24 protein-coding genes are annotated in these 25,945 nt (G+C 67.2%); 7 read left to right on the top strand and 17 right to left on the bottom strand.

Annotation, left to right across the window (positions count from 1 at the left end; translation table 11 throughout):
- Positions 1-604: 604 nt before the first annotated feature.
- From AC3WOB_RS01865 to gpmA, 7 genes are all read right to left on the bottom strand, one after another.
- The gene (locus AC3WOB_RS01865; protein ID WP_492273993.1) at positions 605-2,017 is read right to left on the bottom strand and encodes an FAD-binding oxidoreductase; all 1,413 of its coding nucleotides are present in this window, start codon (positions 2,015-2,017) and stop codon (positions 605-607) included.
- Positions 2,014-2,733 (bottom strand): FadR/GntR family transcriptional regulator, encoded by a 720-nt coding sequence (locus AC3WOB_RS01860; protein WP_013396651.1) that lies wholly within the window; start codon positions 2,731-2,733, stop codon positions 2,014-2,016. Before AC3WOB_RS01860 ends, AC3WOB_RS01865 begins: the two co-directional genes overlap by 4 nt.
- A gap of 102 nt (positions 2,734-2,835) precedes the next feature.
- Positions 2,836-4,023: a diguanylate cyclase domain-containing protein gene (locus AC3WOB_RS01855; RefSeq protein WP_492273992.1), complete on the bottom strand. Its 1,188-nt coding sequence runs from the start codon at positions 4,021-4,023 to the stop codon at positions 2,836-2,838.
- Between the two features lie 107 nt (positions 4,024-4,130).
- Positions 4,131-4,886, bottom strand: coding sequence for a HesA/MoeB/ThiF family protein (locus AC3WOB_RS01850; protein ID WP_492273991.1), 756 nt, complete (start codon positions 4,884-4,886; stop codon positions 4,131-4,133).
- Positions 4,883-6,328, bottom strand: coding sequence for a S41 family peptidase (locus AC3WOB_RS01845; RefSeq protein WP_492273990.1), 1,446 nt, complete (start codon positions 6,326-6,328; stop codon positions 4,883-4,885). Before AC3WOB_RS01845 ends, AC3WOB_RS01850 begins: the two co-directional genes overlap by 4 nt.
- A 59-nt stretch (positions 6,329-6,387) precedes the next feature.
- Positions 6,388-8,004 (bottom strand): murein hydrolase activator EnvC family protein, encoded by a 1,617-nt coding sequence (locus AC3WOB_RS01840; RefSeq protein WP_013396655.1) that lies wholly within the window; start codon positions 8,002-8,004, stop codon positions 6,388-6,390.
- A gap of 7 nt (positions 8,005-8,011) precedes the next feature.
- Positions 8,012-8,764, bottom strand: coding sequence for a 2,3-diphosphoglycerate-dependent phosphoglycerate mutase (gene gpmA, locus AC3WOB_RS01835; RefSeq protein WP_013396656.1), 753 nt, complete (start codon positions 8,762-8,764; stop codon positions 8,012-8,014).
- 162 nt (positions 8,765-8,926) lie between these two features.
- Between gpmA and AC3WOB_RS01830 the strand changes: the two genes are divergently transcribed.
- Genes AC3WOB_RS01830 through AC3WOB_RS01810 form a run of 5 tightly spaced genes read left to right on the top strand, consistent with a single transcriptional unit; the run spans position 8,927 to position 12,375 of the window.
- Positions 8,927-9,349, top strand: coding sequence for a rhodanese-like domain-containing protein (locus AC3WOB_RS01830; protein WP_013396657.1), 423 nt, complete (start codon positions 8,927-8,929; stop codon positions 9,347-9,349).
- A gap of 51 nt (positions 9,350-9,400) precedes the next feature.
- A complete protein-coding gene (gene grxC / locus AC3WOB_RS01825) occupies positions 9,401-9,658 on the top strand; it encodes a glutaredoxin 3 (RefSeq protein ID WP_013396658.1) in 258 nt (85 codons plus the stop codon).
- A gap of 38 nt (positions 9,659-9,696) precedes the next feature.
- On the top strand, positions 9,697-10,230 hold the full coding sequence (gene secB / locus AC3WOB_RS01820; protein WP_013396659.1) for a protein-export chaperone SecB: 534 nt from the start codon (positions 9,697-9,699) through the stop codon (positions 10,228-10,230).
- A gap of 22 nt (positions 10,231-10,252) precedes the next feature.
- Positions 10,253-11,335 carry an NAD(P)H-dependent glycerol-3-phosphate dehydrogenase gene (locus AC3WOB_RS01815; RefSeq protein WP_492273989.1) on the top strand — a complete coding sequence of 361 codons (1,083 nt, stop codon included), beginning with the start codon at positions 10,253-10,255 and terminating at the stop codon, positions 11,333-11,335.
- Between the two features lie 47 nt (positions 11,336-11,382).
- Positions 11,383-12,375 (top strand): Bug family tripartite tricarboxylate transporter substrate binding protein, encoded by a 993-nt coding sequence (locus AC3WOB_RS01810; RefSeq protein ID WP_492273988.1) that lies wholly within the window; start codon positions 11,383-11,385, stop codon positions 12,373-12,375.
- Between the two features lie 72 nt (positions 12,376-12,447).
- On the opposite strand, the gene AC3WOB_RS01805 is transcribed toward AC3WOB_RS01810, so the two are convergent.
- Entirely contained in the window at positions 12,448-12,918 is a 471-nt protein-coding gene (locus AC3WOB_RS01805; RefSeq protein WP_013396662.1) for a tRNA (cytidine(34)-2'-O)-methyltransferase, read from the bottom strand.
- Between the two features lie 80 nt (positions 12,919-12,998).
- A complete protein-coding gene (locus AC3WOB_RS01800) occupies positions 12,999-13,844 on the bottom strand; it encodes a ComF family protein (RefSeq protein WP_492273987.1) in 846 nt (281 codons plus the stop codon).
- A gap of 50 nt (positions 13,845-13,894) precedes the next feature.
- Here AC3WOB_RS01800 and AC3WOB_RS01795 point away from each other — a divergent pair, with 50 nt between their 5' ends.
- On the top strand, positions 13,895-14,827 hold the full coding sequence (locus AC3WOB_RS01795; RefSeq protein WP_013396664.1) for a methyltransferase domain-containing protein: 933 nt from the start codon (positions 13,895-13,897) through the stop codon (positions 14,825-14,827).
- 79 nt (positions 14,828-14,906) lie between these two features.
- Here the strand turns inward: AC3WOB_RS01795 and AC3WOB_RS01790 are convergent, their stop codons facing one another.
- From AC3WOB_RS01790 to rsmB, 7 genes are all read right to left on the bottom strand, one after another.
- Complete coding sequence (locus AC3WOB_RS01790; RefSeq protein WP_013396665.1) at positions 14,907-16,151, bottom strand: YbdK family carboxylate-amine ligase; 1,245 nt, start codon at positions 16,149-16,151, stop codon at positions 14,907-14,909.
- Between the two features lie 308 nt (positions 16,152-16,459).
- A complete protein-coding gene (locus tag AC3WOB_RS01785; RefSeq protein WP_332014840.1) occupies positions 16,460-17,929 on the bottom strand; it encodes a TrkH family potassium uptake protein in 1,470 nt (489 codons plus the stop codon).
- 51 nt (positions 17,930-17,980) lie between these two features.
- Positions 17,981-19,360, bottom strand: a complete 1,380-nt coding sequence (gene trkA / locus AC3WOB_RS01780; protein ID WP_492273986.1) for a Trk system potassium transporter TrkA — start codon at positions 19,358-19,360, stop codon at positions 17,981-17,983.
- Complete coding sequence (locus tag AC3WOB_RS01775) at positions 19,357-20,049, bottom strand: response regulator (protein ID WP_492273985.1); 693 nt, start codon at positions 20,047-20,049, stop codon at positions 19,357-19,359. The genes trkA and AC3WOB_RS01775 overlap by 4 nt, the downstream gene beginning before the upstream one ends.
- An 11-nt stretch (positions 20,050-20,060) precedes the next feature.
- Positions 20,061-22,376, bottom strand: coding sequence for a sensor histidine kinase (locus tag AC3WOB_RS01770; RefSeq protein ID WP_492273984.1), 2,316 nt, complete (start codon positions 22,374-22,376; stop codon positions 20,061-20,063).
- Positions 22,373-22,963, bottom strand: coding sequence for a DUF4390 domain-containing protein (locus tag AC3WOB_RS01765; RefSeq protein ID WP_492273983.1), 591 nt, complete (start codon positions 22,961-22,963; stop codon positions 22,373-22,375). The genes AC3WOB_RS01770 and AC3WOB_RS01765 overlap by 4 nt, the downstream gene beginning before the upstream one ends.
- 40 nt (positions 22,964-23,003) lie before the next feature.
- Positions 23,004-24,341 (bottom strand): 16S rRNA (cytosine(967)-C(5))-methyltransferase RsmB, encoded by a 1,338-nt coding sequence (gene rsmB, locus AC3WOB_RS01760; protein ID WP_013396671.1) that lies wholly within the window; start codon positions 24,339-24,341, stop codon positions 23,004-23,006.
- A 93-nt stretch (positions 24,342-24,434) separates the two neighbouring features.
- Here rsmB and AC3WOB_RS01755 point away from each other — a divergent pair, with 93 nt between their 5' ends.
- Positions 24,435-25,067, top strand: a complete 633-nt coding sequence (locus AC3WOB_RS01755) for a LysE family translocator (RefSeq protein WP_013396672.1) — start codon at positions 24,435-24,437, stop codon at positions 25,065-25,067.
- A gap of 31 nt (positions 25,068-25,098) precedes the next feature.
- On the opposite strand, the gene AC3WOB_RS01750 is transcribed toward AC3WOB_RS01755, so the two are convergent.
- Positions 25,099-25,851: an IclR family transcriptional regulator gene (locus AC3WOB_RS01750; RefSeq protein ID WP_013396673.1), complete on the bottom strand. Its 753-nt coding sequence runs from the start codon at positions 25,849-25,851 to the stop codon at positions 25,099-25,101.
- Positions 25,852-25,945: the final 94 nt, after the last annotated feature.

The raw sequence follows: 25,945 nt of genomic DNA, 5'->3' as shown, positions 1-25,945 counted from the left end.
TGGATGAAGTGGGTACAGGGATGCCCACAAGCGACGACACATTTCGCACGTACCCCATCATCGATGCATGCAGATCATGTTGGGGTGCTGGCAATTCGTCATTTCAACTCCGCCGCCGGATGGGCGGCGCGCGCGAGAGGATCTGCGTGCGCAAGCCACCATCCATCGCGCGCCGCCCATCGCCGCCTCTCCCCCAAAACGGCGACAACCACTAGCAAACGACCCATTGCATTCGCGCAAGCGCAACCCTCACGGCGCACGCAACCGCGTATGCCGATTACGGCCGCCCGGGCGGCCGTAATCGGCGGGCCCCGCAAAACTCGCAACCGACCACGGCTCTAGCAGCGCATCAAACCGAGACGCGGGTAGCACGGCGGCGCGGGCGGCATGGCGGCGAGCAACCTCGATGCGCCCGAGGGAATCTGAAGGAACCGCCGAAGGCGGTGACGAAGATGACGAAGGGGCAGTCCGGAGCGAAGGCTCCGGACCGCAATCGTGGGCGCTCGCCGCCATGCCGCCCGCGCAGCCGTGCGGCCTACGAAGCCTCGTCCCCATACGCACAAATGAACAACCCTCAAGGCCCCGCTCAAAAGCCCCCAAAAACCTACAGCAGCTTCCCAGGATTCATGATCCCCGCAGGATCCAATACAGCCTTGATCTCCCGCATCAACCGCAACTCCAGCGCATCCTTGCTATGCAGGAAATGATCCCGCTTCAACTGCCCGATCCCATGCTCAGCAGAAATGCTCCCGCCATAGCGATTGACCTCGTCCAGCACCGCGTCCGTGATCGCCGCCCCATGCACCGCCACCCAGTCGCGGTCCGCGCCGGCCGGGCGCGACAGGTTGTAGTGCAGGTTGCCGTCGCCGAAGTGGCCGAAGATGAAGGGGCGGATGTCCGGGTACAGCGCGCGCACGCGGGCTTCGGCGGATTCCATGAAGTCGGGGATACGCTCGATCGGCAGCGACACGTCGTGCTTCAGGTGCGGGCCGTCGGCGCGCTGGGCTTCGGAGATTTCCTCGCGCAGCTTCCACAGCGCCTGCAATTGCGCCAGCGATGCGGACACGGCCGCGTCCAGGCACAAGCCGCGTTCCAGCGCCGTGCCGATCACATTTTCAACGAGACCGGTCAGCGCGGCCTCGTCGGCCGTGTCCGCCAGCTCCACCAGCACATACGCTGGATAGCGCTGATCAAAAGGTTCCTGCACGCCCGCGGCATGCGCCAGCACCAGGTCCAGGCAATCACCCGAGAAGTATTCGAACGCCTGCAGCCGCGCCCCGCATTGTTCGAACAGGATCTCGAACAGCTGCAAGGCCTGCGCCGGCGATTCGACGGCGGCAAGCACCACCGAGCGCACGTCGGTGCGCGGGAACAAGCGCAAGGCGACGGCGGTGATGACGCCCAGCGTGCCTTCGGAGCCGATCAGCAATTGCTTGAGGTCGTAGCCGGTGTTGTCCTTGCGCAGCGTGCGCAGGCCATGAAAGATTTCGCCCGTGGGCAGCACGGCTTCCAGACCCAACACCAGTTCGCGCGCCATGCCGTAGCGCACCACGTTCACGCCGCCGGCGTTGGTGGCCACGTTGCCGCCGATCTGGCTGGAGTCTTCTGCCGCCAGGCTCAGCGGCAGCAGGCGGCCGGCATCCTGCGCGGCACGGCGCAGATTGCCCAGGATGGCGCCGGCCTCGGCCACCATGGTGTTGGCGATGGTATCGATCGAACGCACCGCGTTCATGCGATCCAGGCTCAGCACCACGTTGCCCGCGCCGCCGTCCGGCGTGGCGCCGCCGCACAGGCCGGTGTTGCCGCCGCGCGGCACCACCGGCACGCCCGCCTCCTGGCATAGCGCCAGGCAGGTGGCGACCTCGGCGGTCGTGCGCGGGCGCACCACGGCCTGCGCGCGGCCCTTGTACAGGCCACGCCAATCGGACAGCCAGGGCGCGATATCGGCCTCGGCGGTGATGACGGTGTCGGGGCCCAGGGCCTGGACCAGGCGTTGCGTAAAGTCGGATGCGCTCATGATGTCTGCCTTGCGGCGGGAGGGAGTAGATCGAGTTGCAGGCGGCTGGCCGCCTGTTGCAGATGGCGGGCGGCGGCGTGCCGCGCCCGTTCGGGATCGCGCGCGCGGATGGCATCGAAAACGGCCACGTGTTCCTGGTGCACGGCGGCCGTCAGGCCGGCCTGCAGGCGGCTGTTGCTGCGCGCGGTGCTGACGGCCAGCCTGAGCTGCAAGTTCAGGTACTGCAGCAGATCCTGATAGCAGCTGTTGTGGGTGGCGGCGGCAATGGCGCGATGGAAGGCGATGTCATGCTCCACGCCCCGCTCCGGATCTTCCAGATGCGACTCCAGGTCGGCCAGGGCGCGCGCCATGGCGGCCAGGTCGGCGTCGTCGCGCCGCAACGCGGCCAGGGCTGCCGCGCCGCCTTCCAGTTCCATGCGCAATTCGTACACGCCGGCCAATTGCTGGCGGTCCACCGCGATTCCTGCGGACAGCTGGAAGCCCTGCGCGCCGGTGCGCGACAGCACGGTGCTGCCGGAGCCCTGCCGGCTCTGGATCAGCCCTTGGGCGCGCAGGCGTTCGGTGGCCTCGCGGATGACCGCGGCACTGACGCCGTATTGCTCCGCCAGCACGCGGCCCGCCGGCAGCTTGGCGCCCACGGGGTAGGCGCCCCCGGCGATGTCGGCGGCGATCTGGCGGGCGACCTGTTCGGTCAGGGTGAGGCTCTTGGTCAACATCGGGACATTATAGGCACACTTCTCAGGTTATCTGATAACTTTTGAGAAGCAAGCCGCATGCGATCGAGGTTCAGGTTCCGTGGACCGCCGCGGGCAGCGTACTCAGGCGACGGCGGGTTCGCCGTCCGGCACGGTCGTCTCGGTCTCTTCGGCCCCAGCCACGGCGCAGCAGCGGCCGCCTTGCGCCTTGGCGCGGTAGAGGGCGGCGTCGGCGGAATGCAGGGCCGTTTCCGGGTTGCGGTTGGCGCCGGACACGATGGAAATGCCGATGGACAGGCCCACGCTGACTCGCGTGCCATCCGCCAGCGTGATCGGCTGGGAAGCATCCTGCAGCAGATGTTCGCCCAGCTTCAACGCGGCCGTGGCGTCAATGCCGGTCACCAGCACGATGAACTCGTCGCCGCCGATGCGCGCAGCCACGTCGTCCACTCGCAGCATGGACCGCATGCGCTGGGCGATGGTCATCAGCACCTGGTCGCCCGCGGCATGGCCGTAGGTGTCGTTGATGAGTTTGAAGTCGTCCATGTCCATGTACAGCAGCGCTGCGGAGCTGTCCTGGCCGCGCGCGCTGGTGCAGACGCGCTCCAGCGCGGCCTGCAGGCCGGCGCGGTTGGCCAGTCCGGTCAGCGCGTCCTGGCTGGCGCGGCGCTCGCTGTCGCGCTCGGCCAGCATGGTGGACACCAGGATGCGGTTGAGCCGGTGCGAGGCGACGCTCATGCTGACCAGGTAGAACGGGATCTGGATGAAGACGATGGCCGTGACGTATTCGCCAGTGAAGGCCGCGCCCAGGCACATCGGCCCCAGGCTCAGGAAGATCATGGCGCCCACCAGCCGCGGCGCGCCGTAGTTCCGGAAGCAGATGCCGCCGGCCATGGCCCCGCAGGACACGCCTGCCAGGGTAGCGGCCAGCCAGTCGCCGTTGATGAAGGTGACGAAAACGCCGTAGCCCACGCTGAACGCCCACAGCAGCGCCAGCAGAATGTAGATGTCGGTATGGGTGTTGCCGCCCTTGGGCGCGGCGCGCAGGGCGGATCGCAGTATCAGGACGCGGACCAACGCCAGCACCACCTCCATCCCCAGCCAGGACAGGTACAGCGGCTCGGGGCGGCGCCAGGCCACGACGCCGGAAATCATGAGGGTGTTGATGACCCCGCCGGCAAAGATGGGGAGCGTGCCGAACAGGCTGGCGATCAGGGCCGAGCGGATATCCGCAGGGGTATCGTGCCCGGAATGCGTCAACCAACGCGTCAGGCGCCATTTGGGCAAGCTGAACTTAAGTGCTGTATCCACGCGGTAACGTCCCTGGCCATCCACCCGATTTCGGGTAGGCTGGCTGGCGTTATAGCAGGTATTTCAAGCCTTTAATATTGTCCGCGGGGCCAATTCGGGCCGTGAAATCAGTGCCCGCGATGCCCGCAGACGGCGCATTCGGGGTCGCGCTGGACGTTGACGCTGCGCCATTGCATGGTGCGCACGTCCAGCCACAACAGGCGGCCGGACAGGCTTTCACCCACGCCGGACAACAGCTTGAGGGCCTCGGCGGCCTGCATGCTGCCGATGATGCCGACGACCGGCGCAAACACGCCCATCGTGGCGCAATTGGCTTGCTCGACGTCATCGCCTTCCGGGAACAGGCAGTGGTAACAGGGCGCGTTGTCGTCGCGCAGGTCGTAGACGCTGACCTGGCCGTCGAAGCGGATCGCGGCGCCGGATACCAGCGGCTTGCGGTGTTGCACGCAGGCGCGGTTGATGGCGTGGCGGGTGGCGAAATTGTCGGTGCAGTCCAACACCAGGTCCGCCTGCGCGACGGCGTCGGACAGGGCTTGGCCTTCCAGCCGCTCGACACGGGCATGGACCCGGGTCTGCGGATTGAAGGCCGCCAGCCTGTCGCGTCCGGACTCGGCCTTGTGGCGGCCGACGCTGGCGGTGGTGTGCAGGATCTGGCGCTGGAGGTTGCTCAGCTCGACGACGTCGTCGTCGGCCAGGGTGATGTCGCCCACGCCGGCAGTGGCCAGGTAGAGCGCGGCGGGGGAACCCAGTCCACCCGCCCCCACGATGAGCACACGCGCCGCCAGCAGTTTTTCCTGCCCTTCTATTCCCAGCTCGTCGAGCAGGATGTGGCGGGCGTAGCGCAGCAGTTGCTCGTCGTTCATTTGTCCTTGTTGGGCTCGACTCCGGTCGGCGTGATCTTCATGCGCTGGGGCGTGCCGCCGCCGGCCTTGGCGTCAGCCTTGGCCTGGGCGCGGGCCGAACCCTTCTGCACCGGCTTGCCGGCCAGCACGTTCAAGGCCTGTTGCAGCTGGAAGTCGTCCTTGCCGCCAAATTCGAACACCTTGGTCGGCACGTCGGCGTTGTCGTCGCCGCCGCTGGACTTCACTTCGTTGGCGGTCTGCTGGTTGGACAGGTGACGCTGCAGATCGGCTTCGCGCGGCAGGCGGAACAGGTCGCCTTCGGCCGTGTCGGCAACGACGTAGTCGGGTTCGATGCCGGTGGCCTGGATGGAGCGGCCGCTGGGCGTGAAGTAGCGCGAGGTGGTGAGCTTGACCGCGGTGGTTTCGGACAGCGGCAGGATCACCTGCACCGAGCCCTTACCGAAGGTGCGGTTGCCCAGGACCTTGGCGCGCTTGTGGTCCTGCAGCGCGCCGGCCACGATCTCGGAGGCCGAGGCGGAGCCCACGTTCACCAGCACCACCATCGGCACCGTCTTGGTCCAGGCCGGCAGGCCGGCCAGGTAGTTGCTTTCGCCGCGGGCGTATTCCGACGGCGTGGCCAGGTACTTGTGGCGGGCGTCGGGGGTGCGGCCGTCGGTGGTGACGACAACCGAGTCGGGCGGCAGGAAGGCGCCGGACACGCCGATGGCGCTGGTCAGCAGGCCACCCGGGTCATTGCGCAGGTCCAGCACCAGGCCCTTGGGGGCTTCCTTGGCGCCGAGGTCCTTCAGTTGCTTGGCCAGGTCGGCGCCGGTCTTTTCCTGGAATTGGGCGACGCGGACGTAGCCGATGCCGTTGTCCAGCATCTTGCTGCGCACGCTGCGCACCTTGATGATGTCGCGCACGATCTTCAGCACGATGGGCTGCGGGCGGTCGGCGCGCATGATGGTCAGCGTGATCGGCGACTTGGGCGCGCCGCGCATCAGTTTGACGGCGTCGTTGAGCGTCATGCCCTTGGTGGGCGTGTCGTCGATCTTGATGATGAGGTCGCCGGCCATCACGCCAGCGCGGGCGGCGGGCGTGTCTTCGATCGGAGAGATGACCTTGACGAAGCCGTCTTCCGCGCCGACCTCGATGCCCAGGCCGCCGAATTCGCCTTGCGTGGCCGTCTGCATTTCGCGGAAGGCGTCGGCGTCCAGGTAGGCGGAGTGCGGATCCAGGTTCGACACCATGCCGGAGATGGCGTTGTCGATCAGGGTCTTGTCGTCGACGGCTTCGACGTAGTTGTTCTTGATGGCGGCGAACACGTTGCTCAGTTGCCTGAGCTCGTCCAACGGCAGGGGACTGCCGCGCTGGGCGACCGCGGTCACGCCTACGCTGAGCAAAACACCAGCCACCGCACCGATGGCAATCAGACCGAAACCGCGAAACTTACGAGTGCCCATGCACACTTCCCGAATTTTGTTTTCGCCGATGGGGTTTGGTAATTACCAACGACATCAATCTACTGCGCCAGCCATTGTGCCGGATCCACAGGAGCGCCACGATGGCGAATTTCAAAGTATAGGCCGGATTCCACTTGGCCGCCGGTTGCCCCTACCGTAGCAATAGTATCGCCACCCGTCACCGAATCACCCACCCGTTTGAGCAGACTTTGGTTGTAAGCATAGACGGTCAGGTATTGCTGCCCATGATCCACAATGATGAGGTTGCCAAAACCGCGCAGCCAATCGGCGTAGACCACCGTGCCGGGGGCCACCACCTTGACCGGCGTGCCTTCGGGCGCGCGCAGCACCACGCCGCGCCAGACGCCGCCATCCGGACGGTCGACCCCGAAGCGCCCCTGCACCTGGCCGCGCACCGGCATGGACAGCCCGTGGCGCAAGCCATTGCCGCCACCAACCGGCGCGGCGCGCGCGGTCTGGGTCTGCTGGGCGGGCTCGCTACGGCTTGGAGTGGGTTTTTCCTCTGGAGGTTCCGCCTTCTTGGACGGTTCCGCGGGTTTGGTTTGGGGTGGCGGCTCGGGCGTGGTCAGGCGGGACTGTCTCTGCTCAGCCGGGCGCAGGCCGGCGGCGTCCGGATCGGCCACGGCCACCGGACCGCGATTCTGGCGCGAGGCGGCTTCGACCTGCTCACGTGCCTGGGCGGCATCGCGAGCGTCACGGGCGTCGCGCTCACGCTTGGCATTGTCGGCGGCCTGCTTGGCGTTGTCGGCGGCGAGCTTGCGGTCGGCTTCGGCCTTCTTCCGGGCGTCCTCGGCGGCACGGCGTTCGGCGTCAGCGCGCTTTTTGGCTTCCTCGGCGGCCCGGCGGGCTTCTTCCGCGCGGCGCACTTCCTCGGCCCGCTTGCGCGCTTCCTCGGCCTTTCGGGCGTCCTCGATCTGCTTGGCGATGGCCGCGTCCAGATCGGTGATGAGCCGCGACAGGCGCTGGTCGTCGCGTCCCAGTTTGTTGGCTTCGGCGCGCTGGGCGGCGATCTGCCCCTCCAGTTGCGCCAGCAGCGTGGCGCGCTCTTTCTGCTGACCGACCAGCGCGGTCTTCTGCTCGGAGGTTTCGGCCACGACTTTTTCGATTTCGGCCCGGCGGGCGTCGGCGCGCCCCTGCAAGGCGGCCAGGCGCTCGATGTCCTCGCGCAGGGCCTGCACCGCACTGGCGCGGGCCTGCGAGACGTAATCCAGATAGCCCAGGTTGCGTCCCAGCACCTGAGGATCGTCGCCGGACAGCAGGGCCGTCCAGGGCGACAGGCCGCTGGTGTATTGGGTGCGGAGCTGTTCAGCCAGTTCGGTGCGGCGCTTGGCCAGCACCACCTGCTGCGTGCCGATCTGCTTTTCCAGGCCGGTCAGGTCGGTCTGCGCCTGGCGGTTGGACTCGGCCAGTTCCCGCAGGCGCAGGTTGATCTTGGAAATGGCCGACTCGGACTGCTTGAGGGCGTCGGCCGCTTCCTTGCGGGCAGCCTCGCGGTCATCGATGTCCTTTTGCAGGTTCTCGATGCGGTCGCGCAAGGCGGCCTGCTGCTTTTCCGCGTCGGACTGGCGGCCGGCAAGGTCGTTGGGCGCGGCGCGAGCCGACAACGCCCCACCGGTCAGCATGACCGCCAACAACAACCCTGCCGCGCGACGCATAGAAATATCAGTCCTTCTTAGCCTTGCCCTGGGCTGCCACCGCAGCCATGGCCGCCTCGATCTCGGCGGCATCGCCCAGATAATAGTGGCGGATCGGGCGCAGGTCATCATCCAATTCGTAGACCAGCGGCTGGCCGGTAGGAATGTTCAGGTTGACGATGTCCTCGTCCGAGACGTTGTCCAGGTGCTTGATCAGGGCGCGCAGGCTGTTGCCGTGGGCGGCGATCAGGACATTGCGGCCGGCGCGGATGGCCGGGGCGATGGATTCGTTCCAGAACGGCAGCACGCGCTCCACCGTGTCCTTCAGGCATTCGGTGGCGGGCAACTGGTCAGCCGGCACCTTGGCATAGCGCTTGTCGAAACGCGGATGGCGTTCGTCGTCCAGGGGCAGCGGTTCCGGGGCGATGGCGTAGGCGCGGCGCCAGATCAGCACCTGCTCGTCGCCGTACTTGGCGGCGGTTTCAGCCTTGTTCAAGCCTTGCAGCGCACCGTAGTGGCGTTCGTTCAGGCGCCAGGTCACGCCAACCGGGGTGTACATGGCGTCCATGGCGTCCAGGGCGATCCACAGGGTGCGGATGGCGCGCTTGAGCAGCGAGGAGTAGGCCAGGTCGAAGGTAAAACCTTCTTTCTTGAGCAGTTCGCCGGCCTTGCGGGCCTGTTCGCGGCCGGTCTCGGTGAGGTCGACGTCGGTCCAGCCGGTGAAGCGGTTTTCCAGATTCCACTGGCTTTCGCCGTGGCGCATCAGAACGAGTTTGTGCATGATTTGGGACGCTTGTAACGCGGGTTAAAGTGAAGGAATGCGCTCATTTTATAATTGAGCGATTTTGCCCTTGATTTTGCCCCGGCGCACCCGCCCATTTCCGCGGCGCGGCGCTTCAGGGTTTGCCTATACCAGGCTAGTCGCCGCACTTCAGGATGCCCCGTGGACCTTTTGCAATTCTTGATCGATAAAAACAACGTCTTCATCGTCGCCGTTGCCGTGATCTCCGGCATCATGCTGGCCATCCCTGCCCTGCGCAAGGGCCGCACCGGTTCGGCCGTGAGCACGACCGAGGCCATCCAGATGGTCAACCAGCGCCAGGCCGTCTGGGTCGACGTGCGCCCCGCCGAGCAGTTCCAGGCCGGCCACATCGCCCAGGCACGCAACGTGCCGGCAGCCGACATCGAACAGAAGGCCGCCTCCCTGCCCAAGAACAAGCCGCTGGTCGTGGTTTGCGACAATGGCCGCGATTCGGCCCGCGCCGCCGCCAAGCTGCGCGCCCAGGGTTTCGCCGACGTCGTGCCGCTGGATGGCGGCATGCGCGCCTGGTCGGCCGCCAGCCTGCCGGTGACCCAGAAGGGTTGAAGCCTGGGGCCGCGCCCCCATCTACCTATTCTTGTACCCCCAGGAGCGCCTATGAACAAAGTCGTCATGTACAGCAAGGACTATTGTCCCTATTGCGCCCGCGCCAAGGCCTTGCTCGAGCAGCGCGGCGTGACCGACCTGGAAATCATCCAGATCGACCGGGATCCGTCCCAGCGCGAGGTCATGATCGAACGCACCGGCCGGCGCACCGTCCCGCAGATCTTCATCGGCGATACCCATGTCGGCGGTTGCGACGACCTGATGGCCCTGGACCGCTCGGGTGGCCTCGCCCCCATGCTGTCCAACTAATCGCCCCCCTTTTGCCCCTCCCACCAACGGAAACACTCATGGCTGATCAAGACCAAAACACCCAGCAAGAAGGCGGCAACGACGCGCCCTCGTTCAATCTGCAGCGCGTCTACCTGAAAGACCTTTCGCTGGAAATGCCGAATGCGCCCCACGTTTTCCTGGAGCAGGAAGCGCCCCAGGTCGAGGTGAGCATCACCGTGGGCGGCCAGCGCCTGGCTGAAACCGTGTTCGAAACCACGGTCACCGTCACGGTCACCACCCGCATCAATGAAAAGGTCGTGTACCTGGTCGAAGGCACGCAAGCCGGCATCTTCGAAGCCGCCAACATCCCCGAAGAGCAGCTCGATCCGCTGCTGGGCATCGTCTGCCCGACCATGCTGTACCCCTACCTGCGCGCCAACATCGCCGATGCGATCACGCGCACCTCGATGCCGCCGCTGCACCTGACCGAAGTGAACTTCCAGGCCCTGTACGAACAGCGCCTGGCCGAGCTGCAACAGCAGCAAGGCGCCGCCAACGGCAACGGCAGCGACTCGGGCATCATCCTGCCCCCCGGCGCGACCCGCCAGTAAAGCAAGCCGCGGCGTGCCCCCCATGAACAATCCCGTTGTGCCACGCCTGCGCGTCGCCGTCCTGGGTGCGGGAAGTTGGGGCACCGCGCTGGCGGCGGCCGCCAGCCGCCGTCACGCCACCGTACTCTGGGCGCGCGATGCCGCGCAGGCGGTCGACATGGCCGCCTCGCACGAAAACGCGCGCTACCTGCCTGGCATCCCGCTGCCCAAGGCACTGAACATATCCTCCGATCTCGACGCCACGCTGTGCAGCCTGCAAGAAGACGGCGCGCGCCGCCTGATCGTGCTGGGCGTGCCCGTGGCCGGCCTGACCGCCATCTGCGGCGAGCTGTCCCGCCGGCTGCCCGCGCTGGGATTGCAGGACACCCCCATCGTCTGGACCTGCAAGGGTTTTGAAGCCGACACGGCCAGGCTGCCCCACGAAATCATGCGCGAGGCCCTGCCTGGCGCGACCGGCGGCGCCTTGTCGGGTCCCTCGTTCGCGCGCGAAGTCGCGCAGGGCCTGCCGGTGGCGCTGACCGTGGCCAGCGACAATCCCGCCTTGCGCGAGGCCACCACCGCCGCCTTCCATGGCGCGGCGCTGCGCGTCTATGCCAGCACCGACCTGGTCGGCGTGGAAGTGGGCGGCGCGCTCAAGAATGTGATCGCCGTCGCCTGCGGCATCGGCGACGGCCTGGCCCTGGGCACCAATGCCCGCGCCGCGCTGATCACCCGCGGCCTGGCCGAGATGACCCGCTTCGGCGTGGCGCTGGGCGCGCAGGCCGAGACCTTCGCCGGGCTGACCGGCCTGGGTGACTTGGTGCTGACCGCCACCGGCGAGCTGTCGCGCAACCGCCGCGTGGGCCTGGAGATCGGCTCCGGCCGCAAGCTGGCCGACATCCTGGCCAGCGGTATCACGGCCGAAGGCGTGCGCTGCGCGCGCGCCGCGCTGGACCGCGCCCGCGCCATCGGGGTCGAACTGCCGATCACCGAGGCCGTCTGCGCCGTACTGTTCGAGGGCGTGGCCCCCATGACCGCTGTGTCCGCCCTGCTGGCGCGCGACGCCCGCTATGAAAGCGTGGCGGGCAGCCAGCCGGAATCGGCGCCGGACAACCGGCCCCACTGACCCGCTCAATAACAAACACAACGCACAACCCCGAGGAGACATCCTTCATGACGCAAACCCGCAAGTTCCGGGTCGGCCCGCTGCTACGCGGCCTGTGCCTGAGCCTGGCCGCCGTCCTGCCGGCCGCCGCCCACGCCGACTGGCCCGACCGCCCGATCCATATGGTCGTGCCCTTCCCGCCCGGCTCGTCGCCCGACATCCTGGCGCGTACGATCTCGGAGCCGCTGTCCCAGGCGCTGGGCCAGCCCATCGTGATCGACAACAAGCCGGGCGCGGGCGGCAATATCGGCACCCGCATCGTGTCGCAAGCCAAGCCGGACGGCTACACGCTGCTCTACACGATCAACGGCCCGCTGGTCACCGCGCCCACGCTGTACAAGAAGACGCTGGGCTACGACCCGCTGCGCGACCTGCAGCCGGTGTCGCTGGTGGGCACCAGCCCCAACGTGCTGGTCGTGCCCAGCAGCCTGAAGGTGGACAACGTCAAGGATTTCGTCGCGCTGGTGAAGGGCCGCGGCAATTCGCTGAACTATGGTTCTGTCGGCCCCGGCAGCTCGGCCCATCTGGCAATGGAAATGTTCAAGGAAAGCGCAGGCGTCGACCTGGCGCATATCCCCTATTCCGGCTTCCCGCAGGTCATTTCGGCCATCATCGGCGGCGACGTCCAGGCCGGCTTCATGGTGCCCGCCATCGCCGTGCCCCAGGCGCGCGACGGCAAGGTGAAGCTGCTGGCCGTGACCAGCCTGCAGCCCAGCGAGGCATTGCCCGGCGTGCCGACGATGGCGTCGCAGGGCTATCCGGATTTCGAAGCCATTTCCTGGAACGCCGTGCTGGTCCCGGCCGGCACGCCCACGCCCATCGTCGAGCGCCTCAACAGCGAACTCGCGCGCATCATCGGCAGCGATGCGGTACGCAAGCAGCTGGCGCTGCAATATTTCACGCCCGCGCCGTCCACGCCCGAAGCCCTGACCACCCGCATCAAGAACGAAAAAGCGCGCTGGGATCAGGTGATCGAGAAGCTGAATCTGTCGCTGGACTGATTGCAGGACCGCTAATGGGTCAAGCGCGATAGATGGCGGGGCTTTTGCCCCGCTTTTTTCGCGCCACTCTCGTCACACTCCCCCTTCATACCCCTGCTGCCGCCAGGCCTCGAACACCGTCACCGCGACGGCATTGGACAGGTTCAGGCTGCGCTGCCCGGCGCGCATCGGCAGCCGCAGGCGCTGCTGGGGCGGGAACATCGCCTGATGTTCCTCCGACAAGCCCGCGGTTTCGCGGCCGAACACGAACACGTCGCCCGGCTTGAAGCCGATATCCGCCACGCTGCGCTGCGCGTGCGTGGTCAACGCGTAGATGCTGGAGGGCGCGGCGCCGGTGTCAGCCAGCGCTTCCTGCAAGGTGTCGTGCACGCGCACCGGCTGCCATTCGTGGTAGTCCAGGCCGGCGCGGCGCATCCGGGCGTCATCGAGTTCGAAGCCCAAGGGGCGGACCAAGTGCAATTGCGCGCCGGTATTGGCGCACAGACGAATAGCGTTGCCGGTATTGGGAGGAATTTCGGGACAGACGAGGATGACGTGGAACATGGCGCTGGGAGCTCGAAACGGCTTGCGGCTGGAAGATCGCCGCACACCTGGAATTGTCGCCGATTTGCCTGCGGCCAGACTCAGGGTGTGCGCGCTGCGACCAGCACTGTGACACTCGCCGCCCCCGCGGCCACCAAGGCGGCAGCAGCGGCATTGGCCGTGCTGCCCGTGGTCATGACGTCGTCAACCACGACGAGGTGCCGTCCGCGCACCTCACCCGCGCAATAAAACAGGTTTTGCGCGCCGAGCCGGCGGGCGCGGCGGCCCTGCGCGGTCTGCCTGGAGGTCTCGCGGCGCCGCCGCAGCAAGCCGCGCGCCAGAGGCAGTCCGAGTTCGGCCGCCAGGCTGCGGGCGATCTCGGCCGCCGGGTTCATGCCGCGCTGGCGCAGCGAGGCGCGGCTGGCCGGAATGGCCACCAGCAAGGCGCCATCAGCCAAGGGGCCGTCACGGCCCACGGCGGCCGCGATCAGCCGGGCCAGCACCGGCGCCATGCTGAGCCGCAGCCGGGTCTTCAACATCAGGATCAGGGTATCGGCGGGCGGCGCGTAGTCGAACGCGGCGACCGTGCGCGAGAAAGCCCGGGGGGTGCCCAGGCAACTGGCGCAGTGCGGCGCGCCCGGGCGCAGGCGCAACGCGCAACGGGGGCAGCGCGACAAGGCTTGCTGGCGCGCGATGGAAGGAGCGCCGAGGGTTGCGCCGCGGATGGCCGCCCCGCGGATGTCTGCATCGCGTATGTCGGTTTCGTGGATGCCAGGTTCCCTATCGGTCTCGCAGATATCGGCTTCGCATCCCGCGCAGAGCCGCGCCCCCGCCACCCGGGCGCCGCACAGGGGACACTCGCAGCCGACCCGCGACAGCAGCCACCGCCCCATGGCCCGTAGGGACAATCGGAAGCCGCGGCCCGGATGGGCAATAATGGATGCCATCCCTCATGAAACCATGATCCGCCCGCGGTGTAGACGCGGGCGCGACCGAAATGTCCCTGCCAGAATCCGCAACGCTCCCCTCCCTGCCCATCGTCAGCGCCGACGTGCCCCGGCAATTCGCCCGCCGCGGCGACCTGGCCGAGGCTCAGTTCCTGTACGGGGAAATCGCCCGCCGCATGCTGGGGCGCCTGCAATATATCCGGGTCCAACCCCAGGCCATGCTGGACGCTGGCTGCGGCGCGGGCGACAACCTGCCGCTGCTGCGCGAACGCTACCCCGACGCCGCCTATACCGGCCTGGACAACTGCGAGCCGCTGCTGGAGCAGGCGCGCAAGCGCCACGCGCCCGCCGGCCTGTCCGCCTGGATCGGCAAGCTGGCGCGCCGCGGCCCGGCCGCCCCGGCCTTCGTCAACGCCGACCTGGCGGCGACCGGCCTGGCGCCCGAATCGCTGGAAGTGGTGTGGTCCAACCTGGCCATGCACTGGCACCGAGCCCCGCACGCCGTGCTGGCGGAATGGCGGCGCATCCTGAAGGTGGGCGGGCTGGCGATGTTTTCCTGTCTGGGGCCGGCCACGCTGCGCGAGCTGCGCCAGGCCCTGGACGACGCGGGGCTGCGTACCGCCACGCCGTCCTTCGTGGACATGCACGATTTCGGCGATCTGCTGGTGGAAAACGGCTTCGCCGATCCGGTCATGGACCAGGAGATCCTGACCCTGACCTACCGCAGCCCCGAAAAACTGCTGCAGGACGTGCGCGCGCTGGGCGGCAACCCCGCCGAAGGCCGGCGCGGCGGGCTGGTGGGCCGGGATTGGCGCGACCGCCTCTGCGCCGCGCTGGAAGCGCAGCGCCGGCCCGACGGCCTGATCGTCTTGAGCATCGAAGTTGCCTACGGCCACGCCTGGCGCGCCGCCGCGCATCGCACCACTGCGGGCGAAACCCGGCTGTCGGTCAGCGCGATCGGCGGCCGGCACCACACGCCTTGAGATTAGGCTCGGCGGAGTTTGCCCGCCCGGCGGCCGGCTGGTAATTGGCCGGCGCTACATCGAGCGCCGGCCAACCGGCTCAGTGCAAACGTTCCGGCAATGGCACGCTGACCCCGGGCTCGGAAGCCGGCAAGGCCGACATAGGCTCGGAGGTGGCGCGGATGCGGCGCCTCAGGACTGCCGTGGGTTCCGCCGGTCCTACCCCGGGCGCGGCCACGCCGCGCCAAGCGTTCGACATGGCCTCCACCACCAGCGGCAGGTCGCGCAGGCGATGGAACTGGCTGCGCAGCCAGCGGGAATCGTTGCCGCTGCGCATGGATTCGTCGCGCAAGGCGGCGATCATGTCGCCCGTGCCCAGCTCTTCGGCCACCGGCATCAGGCGCTGGAACAGGTTGCGCAGATGGTCCATCAGCCGCAGGCGCTGGCCATCCGGCGTCACATAGCTGCCCTGCAGGCCAAAGCGGCAGGCCTGGAAGTGGTTGCTGCGATAGGACAGCCACGCGCCGTCGCCCGGATCGCCCTCGCGCATCAGCAGCACCGCCAGCGCCTGGGCGAAGGCCGCCAGCTGGCAAGCCCGCTCGACCGTCAGCGGCGTATCGCACACGCGGATCTCGACCGTGCCGAACTCCGGCTTGGGACGGATGTCCCAGTACAGGTCCTTGATGCTCTCCGCCAGGCCATAGGCGCGCAGCTGCGCCAGATGGGCCTCGAACTGGTACCAGTCCTTCACTTCGGGCGGCATGTGGCCGGCCAGCGGGAAGCTGTTGACCGCGTTCAGGCGCGAGCACGAGAACAGGGTATCCACGCCCTCGCAGTACGGCGAGGAGGCCGACAGCGCGATGAAATGCGGTACGTAGGGCGACAAGCGGCGCAACAGTTTGATGGAATCGTCGCCGCTTTTGACGCCCAGGTGGATGTGCTGGCCAAAGACCGTAAATTGACGCGCCAGGTAACCGTACATTTCGGCCAGGTACTGGAAGCGCGGGGTGTCCGAAATGGAGCGCTCCTGCCAGCGCATGAAGGGATGCGCGCCGCCGCCGGCGACCGACACGCCCACGGCGTCCGCCGCTTCGATCAGGGCGTCGCGCATTTCGCGCATCTCGGCCAAGAGACCCATGGGGTGCTCGTGCACCGAGGAATTCAGTTCGATCATGGACCGCGTGATTTCCGGTTTAACGCGGTCGGCGATGGGATGGTTGGCCATTTGGGCCAGCAGCTCGTCCGAGGCTGCGGTCAGGTCAAAACTGCGAGGATCTATCAGTTGCAGCTCGAGCTCGATGCCCAGGGTGTTGGGGGCCGACGAAATGAACGGGATCTGTTCCATCTCGGACTCCTTTCTGAATGTTTGATGAGGGTGTGCGCCGTTCGACCTTGAAGCCCGGCAACATCCCGGGGGGCACTAGACGGCAGCTTGTGCACGCATGATAGCCGCTGTTTTGTGGCAAGAAGATGGAAAATCGTGACATTTATGTGCAACATCACGAAGCAATCGGTTTTTCCCTGTGAAGGAAAGTGAGCGAGCGCTCACGGCATAGAAACGGCGCGGGCTCCCGGCCCATGACGGCCGGATAGCGAGCCTGGAAGGGGCTTCCGGAAGGGGGTGGGACAACCCTTATACGGGTTATCCCTAGCCTATTTTCGCCAGAAAATAGGGGTGAACAGCACCAGCACCGTCAGCAGTTCCAGGCGCCCGATCAGCATCGCGAAGGTGCAGACCCAGATCTGGAAATCGGACAGAACGGCGAAGTTGCCCATGGGGCCAACCGGGCCCAGGCCGGGTCCGGTGTTGTTGACGCTGGCGAAAACGGCCGAGAAGGCCGTGATCGGGTCCAGGCCGGACAACAGCAGCAGGCTGGTGAACACGGCGATGGAGAGGCCGTAGAACAGCATGAAGGCCAAGACCGACGACATGGTGCGGGTCTCGACCGCCCGGCCGTTGATGCGCACCGGGCTGACCGCGTGCGGATGCAACATTGTGACCAGTTCGTTGCGGGCCTGCTTGACCAGCAGGATCGCGCGGATCATCTTGATGCCGCCGCCGGTCGACCCGGCGGAGGTGGCAAAGCCCGACAGCAGCAGCATGGTCAGCGGGGCGAACAGCGGCCACTGCGCGAAGTCGGTATTGGCGTAGCCCGTGGTGGTCGCCATGGAAATCGTGTTGAACATGCCATAGCGCAGCGCCTGCAGCGGATCGTCATAGACCCCCTTCAGGAACAGGAACACCGAAATGACCAGCCCGACTCCCAGTACCACCACCAGATAGGGAATCGCTTCCGGACAGCGCAGATAGGCCCGCCCGCTACGCTGGCGGAAGGCATTGAAGTGGGTGGCGAAGTTGATGCCGGCGATCAGCATGAACACCATCGCCACCATTTCCACCGCCACGGAATCGAAGTGGGCAAAGCCGTCGTCCCAGGTCGAAAAGCCGCCCAGGCCCATGGTGGTGGCCATATGGCACCAGGCCTCGAACCACGACAGCCCGACCGCCCGGTACGCCAGGAAGCACAGGATGGAGAACACGAAATAGACCGCGTACAGCGCCTTGGCGGTGCTGGCGATGCGGGGCGTGAGGCGCTCGTCCTTCATCGGTCCGGGCGTTTCGGCCCGCACCACCTGATGCCCGCCCACCCCGAGCAAGGGCAGGATGGCCACGGCCAGCACCAGGATGCCCATGCCGCCGATCCAGATCAGCGTGGCGCGCCACAGATTGATCGACGCGGGCAGCGTGTCCAGGTTGGTCAGGACCGTGGCGCCGGTGGTGGTCAGGCCCGACATGGCCTCGAAGTAGGCGCCGGTGAACGACAACGGCAAGCCGGCGCCGTGGAAATAGAGCAGCAGCGGAATGGCCGCCAGCAGGGGCAGGCCCGCCCACACGGCCGACACCAGCACGAAGCCGTCGCGCGCGCGCAGTTCGCAGCGGGCGCGACGCGTCACCGCCGCCAGCCCCCCGCCTATGCCCACCGAGATCAGGAACCCGTCCAGGAAGGCCTCCCGCGCCGCATCGCCGCCCACGTAGGCGACGGTCAGCGGGATCAGCATGGTGAGTGCGAACATCACCATCGTCAGGCCCAGGATGTAGAGGGTGCCCAGGACGCGCTTCATGGAGCTATCCGGCCGCGCGCGGCCCGCGCAAAAGGAAGGAGGCGGCGCCCATCAGAAGAAGGACGCCGAGACTTGGAACAGTTTTTCCACGCGCGGCATCTGCCGGCGCGAGGGCACGAAGACGATGACGTGGTCGTCGGATTCGATCACGGTATCGGCGTCCGGCAGGATGATCTCGTCTTCCCGCACCAGCGCGCCGATGCTGGCGCCCTTGGGCAGGCTGATCTGCCCGACCGAGCGGCCCACCACCTTGGAGGTGGAGCGGTCGCCGTGGGCGATGGCCTCCAGCGCTTCCGCCACGCCCTGGCGCAGCCGGTGCACGGCGGCCACGTCGCCGCGGCGCACGTGGCGCAGGAGTTCGCTCATGGTGGCCTGGGACGGCGACACGGCGATATCGATATGGCTGCCCTGCATCAGTTCGCCGTAGGCTTGCCGGTTGATCAGGGCGATCACCTTGCGCGCCCCCAGGCGCTTGGCCAGCAGCGAGGACATGATGTTGTCCTCGTCGTCGCTGGTCAGCGCCAGCCAGGTGTCCATGTCCTCGATGTTCTCGCGTTCCAGCAGCGCTTCGTCGGTGCCGCTGCCGTGCAGGACCAGCACGCTGTCGGGCAGCTGGGTCGCCAGGTACTCGCAGCGCTTCTGGTCGCGCTCGATGATGCGGACGCTGTATTTTTCCTCGGCCAGCTGGCGCGCCAGGCGCAGGCCGATGTTGCCGCCGCCCGCGATCATCACGCGGCGCACGGCGCGCTCGGCCTCGCGCAGCTGCCGCACCGCGCGGCGCGCATCGCGCGAATCGACCACCAGCACGACCTCGTCGCCCGGGGCGATGACGGTGCCGCTGCCGGCGCGCAGCGGCCGGCCGCCGCGCAGCACGTCGATCACGCGCGCCTTCACGTCGGGCCAGACGTCTCGCAGCTTGTCGACGGGGGAATGGGCCATCGGGCTGCCGGCCCCGACCCGCACGGTCACGACACTGACCCGCCCTTCGGCGAACTCCACCACCTGCAGGGCCTCGGGAAATTCGATCAGGCTATGCAGATAGGTGGTGACGCTGCGCTCGGGACTGATCAGCGCGTCGATGCAGAAGCCCTCTTCGCTCATGAGCTCCGGATGTTCGGCGAACTCGACCGAGCGGATGCGGGCGATGCGGCGGGGAATGTTGAACAGCTGGCGCGCGATCTTGCAGGCCACCATATTGGCCGAATCGGAGGCCGCACAGGCGATCAGCAGGTCGGTATCGGCAGCGCCGGCGGCCTCCAGCACCGATACCTGCGAGCCGTCGCCAAGGACGACGCGCAGATCGAAGTGTTCTTGCAGGTATTGAAGCTGGACGGGATCCGAATCGATCACCGTGATGTCGTTCTCTTCGGACACCAGGTTCTCGGCCACGCTGGTGCCTACGCGACCAGCGCCCATGATCAGGATCTTCATGAGCTCCGCTTACGGGCGGACTCGATGCCCAATTGCTTGAGCTTGCGGTACAGGTGGGTGCGTTCCAGCCCGGTGCGTTCCGATACCCGGGTCATGCTGTGGCTTTCGCGGACCAGGTGGTATTCGAAATAGATGCGTTCGAATTCGTCGCGCGCCTCGCGCAGCGGCTGGTCCAGCGAAATGCTGCCGAGCTGGCCGTTGGACGTGACCGGGACTTCGTTGGCCGGCGCGGCGGCCAGGACCGGGGGATCCAGTTCGTCTTCCAGCGCCACGGCGGCGCTGGCCACGGCCGCATTCGACGCGGCAGGCGCCGGGTGCGGCGCGCGACCGCGGGCCAGGCCGGCGGCCACGGTCTTCAGCAGGCGCTGCAGCGTGATCGGCTTTTCCAGGAAGTCCATGGCGCCGATGCGCGTGGCTTCAACCGCCGTGTCGATGGTGGCGTGGCCGCTCATCATGATCACGGGCATGTCCAGCAGGCCTTGCGAGCCCCATTCCTTGAGCAGGCTGACGCCGTCCGTGTCGGGCATCCATATGTCCAGCAACACCAGATCCGGGCGCATGCGCAAGCGTGCGGCGCGCGCTTGCGCCGCGTTTTCAGCCAGCTCGACCGTGTGTCCTTCGTCGTAAAGGATTTCCGACAAAAGCTCGCGTATACCGACTTCGTCGTCAACCACCAGAATTCTGGCCATAAAGCATCCACCTATTGCGTAGCCGCATTATCCTTTTCTTGCGCGGTCGCGTCTATTGTATCGGCCTCGGAAGCCAGCCGGGTCAACAAGATCGAGATCCGCGCGCCTCCTTCCTTGCGGTTGGCAAGGTCGATACGCCCACCGTGTTCTTCCACGATCTTGCGTACGATTGCCAATCCTAACCCAGTCCCGTGGGACTTGGTGGTTACGTAGGGCTCGAACGCGCGCTGCATGACCTGGGGCGGAAAACCCGGCCCGGTATCGGCCACGGTAAATCTGAGGGCCTGCTGATCCGCGCGGTCGGGCTGCTCGCTGCGCATGAGCTGCGTGGTCACGCTGACCCGCCCTTGCCCGCCCTGCTCGGCGATCGCATCGCGGGCATTGGACATCAGGTTGTGGATCACCTGGCGCAACTGGGTAGGGTCGCCTTCGATGGGAGGCAGGTCCGGCGCCAGGGTCACGTCCAGGTTCAGGGCCTTTTCAGCCAGGCGCGACGAGCCGCCTTCGGGCTCCCAGCCGTACAGCGACAGCACGTCCGCCACCAGGGCGTTGAAGTCGATGCGCTGCATCACCGCCGGCGGCGTGCGGGCGTATTCGCGGAAGTCGTCCACCATCTGCTTGAGCGACGCCACCTGATTGACGATGGTGTTGGTGGAACGCTCGACGATCTGGGCCTCGGCGGGGGGCAGCTTGCCTTCCAGCTTCATGGCCAGACGTTCCGCCGACAGCTGGATCGGCGTCAGCGGATTCTTGATCTCGTGCGCCAGGCGGCGGGCGACCTCGCCCCAGGCCACGGTCCGGTTGGCCGAGATCACTTCGGTAATGTCGTCGAACACCACCAGATAGCCGTTGCCGCGCCCGTCCACGCGCAGATGCGTGCCGCGCGCCAGCAAGGTCAAGGGCTGCGCCCCTGCCTGCGCCTCGCCCTGGCCCGGGGCAATCTCGAATTGCTGCTGCCAGTGCTGGCGCTCGGAACCCACCGCGGCATGGGCGGAAAAGGCCTGCCGGACGATGTTGGCGAACTCCAGCATGCCGGCCACCGTTTCCAGCGGACGGCCGATCACCGAACGCAGATCCGCCCCAAGTATGGTCTGGGCGCCCTGGTTGACCGTGGTGACGCGGAACGACTCGTCGAACACCAGCACCCCGGACGACAGGTTCGACAGCACGCTTTCCAGATAGACATTGGAGCGTTCCAGCTGCTGCCGGTTGCTCTCGACCATGCGGCGGGCCTCGTCGAGCTGACGCGTCATGGCGTTGAACGAACGCGTGAGCTGGCCGACTTCGTCGCGCTCCGGCGGTTCGGGCAGGGGCCGGTAATCGCCCACGCCCACGGCTTGCGTGCCGCCCGCCAGGCTGAGCAGCGGACGCACCAGCCGCTTGGACAGCGACAACGCCACGGCGATGGCGCCGAAGGCCGCCAGCAGCAGGGCCAGGGTCAGGGTGATGCCATACAGCTTGCGCAGGCCCAGCCGCGACAGCGCCAGTTCCTGGTAGTCGCGAAAGCCCTGCTGCACCAGATTGGCGTTGTGGGCGATCTGCTCGGGCACCGGCTGCATCAGCTGCAGCCAGCGGGGCTCGGACGCCGCCCCCAGCAGGTTGTCGTAGCGGTCCGGCCCCGTGAGCGGAATCACCACCCGCAGGTGCAACCCGCCTTCGGCGCCGGGCGTGACCGGATCGTCGGCTTCGGCGGCGGAATAGCCGCGCGCCAGCCGCAACTGATTGATGACCGTGGACGGCGGCGTCGCTGGCAGCAACTGGCCGTACTGGCTGGTGGAAAACGCGATCATGCGGCCGCTGCCGGTGAACACCATGGCTTCCTGCACGCCATTAGCCTCGCGCAGCCGGGTCAACGCCAGCGTCACGCCGCTATCGGAGTTGCGGTTCAGCTCCATGGCCATGGAGCGGGCGCGGGCGTCCAGGTCCGCCAGCAGCGAGTCCAGCGCGGCCCGGCCCAGGTTCAGGCCCGCTTCCAGCGCCGTGTCCACGCGCACGTTGAACCAGGATTCGATCGAGCGCGACATGAACTGCACCGACACGGTGTAGATCAGGGCGCCGGGCACCACGCCGATCAGGGCGAAGGCCAGGGAAAAGCGGGCCGTCAGCCGCGCACCGAACTGGCGCCGGCGGATCTGCCGCGCCAGCCGCACGGTCAGCGCCACCACCCAGACGAAGAGCGCCAGCGCAAAAATGCCGTTCAGCACCAGCAGCGTGTCGTAGTAGCGCGCAAAGCGCGAGGCATTGCCGGTGGACCACGCCAACAGGCCCAGCAATGCCAGGCCGCTCGCGGCGCCAACCATCAGGGCCAGCCGAAGCAATAGCCTCATGACGGGTCTTTCTCCTTGTCGCTGAGCACGAACGTGAAGTCCAGCCAGGGCGTCGCCTGCACCCACGAACTGCTGTTCAAGGCGTTGACCTGGAACGGCCGCGGCAACAGCGACGTATCCAGGCGCAAGCGCAGCTGGCCGCCGTAAAGCACGCCCGCGTCGAAGTCGTCGGCGTCGCCCACCGGCCAGTTGCGGATATGGCGGATAACGCCCATCGCATCGTCCAGGGAGGCGACCGGGAAGGTCAGCTCGCCCACGCCGACCCGCCATTGCCGGGTCAGGGCGTTGTAGATGACGCGCCAGGTGCGGGAAGTGTCGACCAGGGATTTGTCAAACCACCACCAGCGTTCGCGGTTGATGTTGAGATCCGCCGTGAAATAGAGCGGAACCCCGCGCTGGGCCGCGTCCCGCAGTTGCTGGTTCAGTTCGAACTCGATGTCCGCGTCGATTTCCAGCTTGCCGTCGCGCACCGCCGGGCGAACTTCGGTGACCTTCGGTTCAGCCCCATGCGCCTGCCCGCCCGGCACGAACGAAAGCAAGGCAGATACGAGCAACAACCCGAGAAATAAGCGCGGAATAATGGACATACGGCACCGGAACTACGTCATGCCCCCTATTCTTGGCGATTCAGGACTGCTTGGCAAACAAGGCGTAGAAAAACCCGTCGTGCTGGGCCGCAGGTGTTGCATCGACCGCAACTGGCAGCAACTGCCCGGGCGCCTCCAGGCGCTGCGCGTCAGGGTGACGCTGCATGAACTCCAGCGCCTGGCGCGCGCCCTCGATCGGAAAGATCGAGCAGGTAACGTAGAGCAGCCGCCCGCCGGGCGCCACTGTGCGCCAGAGCGCGTCCAGGATGCTGGACTGCAGGGTGGCCGTGCGGCGCACGTCGTTCTCGCGCCGCAACCAACGGATGTCCGGGTGGCGGCGCACGATGCCCGAGGCCGTGCAGGGGACGTCGGCCAGCACCGCGTCGAACGGCTTGCCGTCCCACCAGGCGTCCAGGTCGGCGGCATCAGCCGCTTTCAACTGGACACGATCGCTTGCCAGGCCCAGCCGGTCCAGGTTCTGCCCGACCCGGACCAGCCGGTCGGCGTCGGCATCCAGAGCCAGCAGGTCGATGTCGGCCAGTTCCAGCAGATGGGCGGTCTTGCCGCCCGGGGCCGAGCAGGCGTCCAGCACCCGCATGCCGTCCGCGGGCGCCAGCAATTCGGCCGCCAGTTGCGCGCCGGCGTCCTGCACCGACCACCAGCCCTCGGCAAAGCCCGGCAATTGCGTCACTGGCTTGGGCGTGGCCAGCACTAGGCCGGACTGGCCCACGGGCTCGGCCGCCAGGCCGGCGGCCTGGAACGCGGCCAGCACCTGCTCGCGGCTGGCGCGGCGGCGGTTGACGCGCAGGGTCAGCGGCGCGGGCAGATTGGCCGCAGCCAGGATCTCGCGCCACTCGCGCGGATAGGCCACGCTCAGCTGCTTGACCCACCAGCCGGGATGGTTCCATTGCGCTTCGGGACTGTCGGCGACCGCGGCTTCGAGCGCCGCGCGCTCGCGCAGGAAACGGCGCAGGCAAGCGTTGAGCATGCCCTTGAAAGAGGCCAGCTCGCGGCTGCGGGACGCGGCCGTCACGGCCTGGTCCACCACCGTGTGGGGCGCATAGACCGGCATGCCCGGCAGAGCCGACGCGGCCTCGCCCTCTTCTTTCAGCAAGGTCAGCGAGACCAGCAGCAGGGATTCGAACAGCACGCTGGGATAGCGCTGCACCATTTCGCGGCCCACGGCATCGGCCCAGCCCAGATAGCGCATGGCATGGAACGACACGGCTTGCGTGGCGGGCCGCAGGGCCGATTCCACGTCGCTCAGCGCGTCCGTCAGGGAACGGCCGTCCAGCACGCCCTCGACCACCTCCGCGCTGGAAAGCAGGACGGAGGACAACGGGGGGGCCAGATTGGGGGAGTCGGAACGCGTGGACATGGTGCAAATTCAGGAGATAAGACCGCTATGGTAGCCGGACCTGGACGAACCGCGCCCGCCACGGCACACTGGCCCCCAGCCACGGAGCCCCTCATGACCCTTGCCACCCTGCTGCTCTTCATCCTGGCCTCGGCCGTCACCATCATCACGCCGGGCCCCACCGTCCTGCTCGCCATGAGCAACGGTTCACGCCACGGCGTGCGCGCCGCCTGCTGGGGCATGGCCGGCGCGGTGCTGGCGGACCTGGTCCTGATCGGCGCGGTGGCCTCGGGCCTGGGCGTGGTGCTGGCGGCGTCGGAAGTCGCCTTCCAGCTCATCAAATGGGTGGGTGCGGCCTATCTGGCCTACCTGGGCTGGAAGATGCTGCGCTCGGACGCGGCGCTTGTCATGCCCGCCGCCCAGGCGGATGCAAGGCGTCCGGCTGGATTGGCGCTGGGCCTGCGCAGCTTCGCGGTGGCGCTGACCAATCCCAAGGCGCTGCTGTTCATGTCCGCCTTCCTGCCCCAGTTCATCAATCCGGCCGCGCCCCTGCCCGCCCAGTACGCCGTGCTGGCCGGCGTCATGGCCTTGATGAACATCGCCGTGATGCTGGCCTACGCGGCGCTGGGCGCGCAGATGGTGCGCGCCTTCCAGGGCGCCGGCCTGCGCTGGCTGAACCGCATCTGCGGCGGCTTGCTGATCGGGTTGGCAGGGACGCTGGCACTGTACCGGCGCGGCACGCCTTGAGCGGCCGGCCCCTCGGCCGGCGCACCGCCCGCTAGGCCCGCCCCAGTTGCCGCGATAGAAAGCTGCAGGTCGCCACCAGCAGCTTCGCGCATTCGGCCACGTTGCCTTCCATGCGGTGCTTGGGTCCGGCAACCGCGACGGCCAGCGTTTCGTTGTTGATGGTGAGCGTCGTCGCGACCGCCCACACGTCGTAGACGTTCTCGCCCCGCGTCACGAAGTAGCCGTTCTTCCGGCTTTCCAGAATGTCCTGGATCAGCGCCTCATGCTCGGTCTTGGTCTCCGGCGTGATCGCGGCCAACTGCTGGTCTTCCAGCCAAGCGCGCAGGTCGCGCTCTTTCAGCGTGCCCAGAAAGGCCTTGCCGATCGAGCTCGAATGCAGCGGCTTGAACTCGCCGGGCTTGGCCGAATAGCGGATGGAATGCAGCCCTTCGATGACCTGCAGATAAATCGCCGATTCGCCCAGGCGCTTGCCCAGGATCACGGTTTCGCGGGTGGAATCGCGCAGCCGCTCCAGGACCTGGGTGACGTGCTCGATGAACGGGTCCTTGGCCAGGATGTCGCTTGTCACATCGTACATGCGCTTGGTGGGATACAGCGTGCGCGGACGGTTCAGCGTGTAGAGGTAGCCGCGCGCCGTCAGCGTCGAAACGATGGCATGGCAGGTGCTCTTGGGGATGCCGGCCGCCTCGGCCAGATCGGTCAGCGATAGGGGCCGTTCATTGGCCTGAAACGCTTCAAAGACGTCAAGCACACGCTCGACGCCGGTCACCGTAACTCCAGACATGGCGCTTCCTTTTAGGGAAAGTGGGATGGCCGCAATTCAGCCCGCTGAATAAATCCGATAAATCCGTTCCGTTTCCGATTTGCCGCACGGTTTT

Source organism: Achromobacter sp. FW305-C-30-7 (assembly GCF_058783105.1).
Note: the sequence above shows the minus strand (reverse complement) of the source record. Positions and strands in the feature narration are given on the sequence as shown.

What these genes read in the sequence shown, in the direction of transcription:
- AC3WOB_RS01770 (WP_492273984.1), bottom strand. Translation starts at nt 22,376, where the DNA reads ATGAGGCTATTGCTTCGGCTGGCCCTGATGGTTGGCGCCGCGAGCGGC.
- AC3WOB_RS01845 (WP_492273990.1), bottom strand. Translation starts at nt 6,328, where the DNA reads ATGGGCACTCGTAAGTTTCGCGGTTTCGGTCTGATTGCCATCGGTGCG.
- AC3WOB_RS01805 (WP_013396662.1), bottom strand. Translation starts at nt 12,918, where the DNA reads ATGTTCCACGTCATCCTCGTCTGTCCCGAAATTCCTCCCAATACCGGC.
- AC3WOB_RS01860 (WP_013396651.1), bottom strand. Translation starts at nt 2,733, where the DNA reads ATGTTGACCAAGAGCCTCACCCTGACCGAACAGGTCGCCCGCCAGATC.
- AC3WOB_RS01755 (WP_013396672.1), top strand. Translation starts at nt 24,435, where the DNA reads ATGACCCTTGCCACCCTGCTGCTCTTCATCCTGGCCTCGGCCGTCACC.
- trkA (WP_492273986.1), bottom strand. Translation starts at nt 19,360, where the DNA reads ATGAAGATCCTGATCATGGGCGCTGGTCGCGTAGGCACCAGCGTGGCC.
- AC3WOB_RS01865 (WP_492273993.1), bottom strand. Translation starts at nt 2,017, where the DNA reads ATGAGCGCATCCGACTTTACGCAACGCCTGGTCCAGGCCCTGGGCCCC.
- AC3WOB_RS01750 (WP_013396673.1), bottom strand. Translation starts at nt 25,851, where the DNA reads ATGTCTGGAGTTACGGTGACCGGCGTCGAGCGTGTGCTTGACGTCTTT.
- AC3WOB_RS01810 (WP_492273988.1), top strand. Translation starts at nt 11,383, where the DNA reads ATGACGCAAACCCGCAAGTTCCGGGTCGGCCCGCTGCTACGCGGCCTG.
- grxC (WP_013396658.1), top strand. Translation starts at nt 9,401, where the DNA reads ATGAACAAAGTCGTCATGTACAGCAAGGACTATTGTCCCTATTGCGCC.
- AC3WOB_RS01765 (WP_492273983.1), bottom strand. Translation starts at nt 22,963, where the DNA reads ATGTCCATTATTCCGCGCTTATTTCTCGGGTTGTTGCTCGTATCTGCC.
- AC3WOB_RS01840 (WP_013396655.1), bottom strand. Translation starts at nt 8,004, where the DNA reads ATGCGTCGCGCGGCAGGGTTGTTGTTGGCGGTCATGCTGACCGGTGGG.
- AC3WOB_RS01775 (WP_492273985.1), bottom strand. Translation starts at nt 20,049, where the DNA reads ATGGCCAGAATTCTGGTGGTTGACGACGAAGTCGGTATACGCGAGCTT.
- secB (WP_013396659.1), top strand. Translation starts at nt 9,697, where the DNA reads ATGGCTGATCAAGACCAAAACACCCAGCAAGAAGGCGGCAACGACGCG.
- AC3WOB_RS01785 (WP_332014840.1), bottom strand. Translation starts at nt 17,929, where the DNA reads ATGAAGCGCGTCCTGGGCACCCTCTACATCCTGGGCCTGACGATGGTG.
- AC3WOB_RS01790 (WP_013396665.1), bottom strand. Translation starts at nt 16,151, where the DNA reads ATGGAACAGATCCCGTTCATTTCGTCGGCCCCCAACACCCTGGGCATC.
- AC3WOB_RS01850 (WP_492273991.1), bottom strand. Translation starts at nt 4,886, where the DNA reads ATGAACGACGAGCAACTGCTGCGCTACGCCCGCCACATCCTGCTCGAC.
- AC3WOB_RS01795 (WP_013396664.1), top strand. Translation starts at nt 13,895, where the DNA reads ATGTCCCTGCCAGAATCCGCAACGCTCCCCTCCCTGCCCATCGTCAGC.
- AC3WOB_RS01815 (WP_492273989.1), top strand. Translation starts at nt 10,253, where the DNA reads ATGAACAATCCCGTTGTGCCACGCCTGCGCGTCGCCGTCCTGGGTGCG.
- gpmA (WP_013396656.1), bottom strand. Translation starts at nt 8,764, where the DNA reads ATGCACAAACTCGTTCTGATGCGCCACGGCGAAAGCCAGTGGAATCTG.
- rsmB (WP_013396671.1), bottom strand. Translation starts at nt 24,341, where the DNA reads ATGTCCACGCGTTCCGACTCCCCCAATCTGGCCCCCCCGTTGTCCTCC.
- AC3WOB_RS01800 (WP_492273987.1), bottom strand. Translation starts at nt 13,844, where the DNA reads ATGGCATCCATTATTGCCCATCCGGGCCGCGGCTTCCGATTGTCCCTA.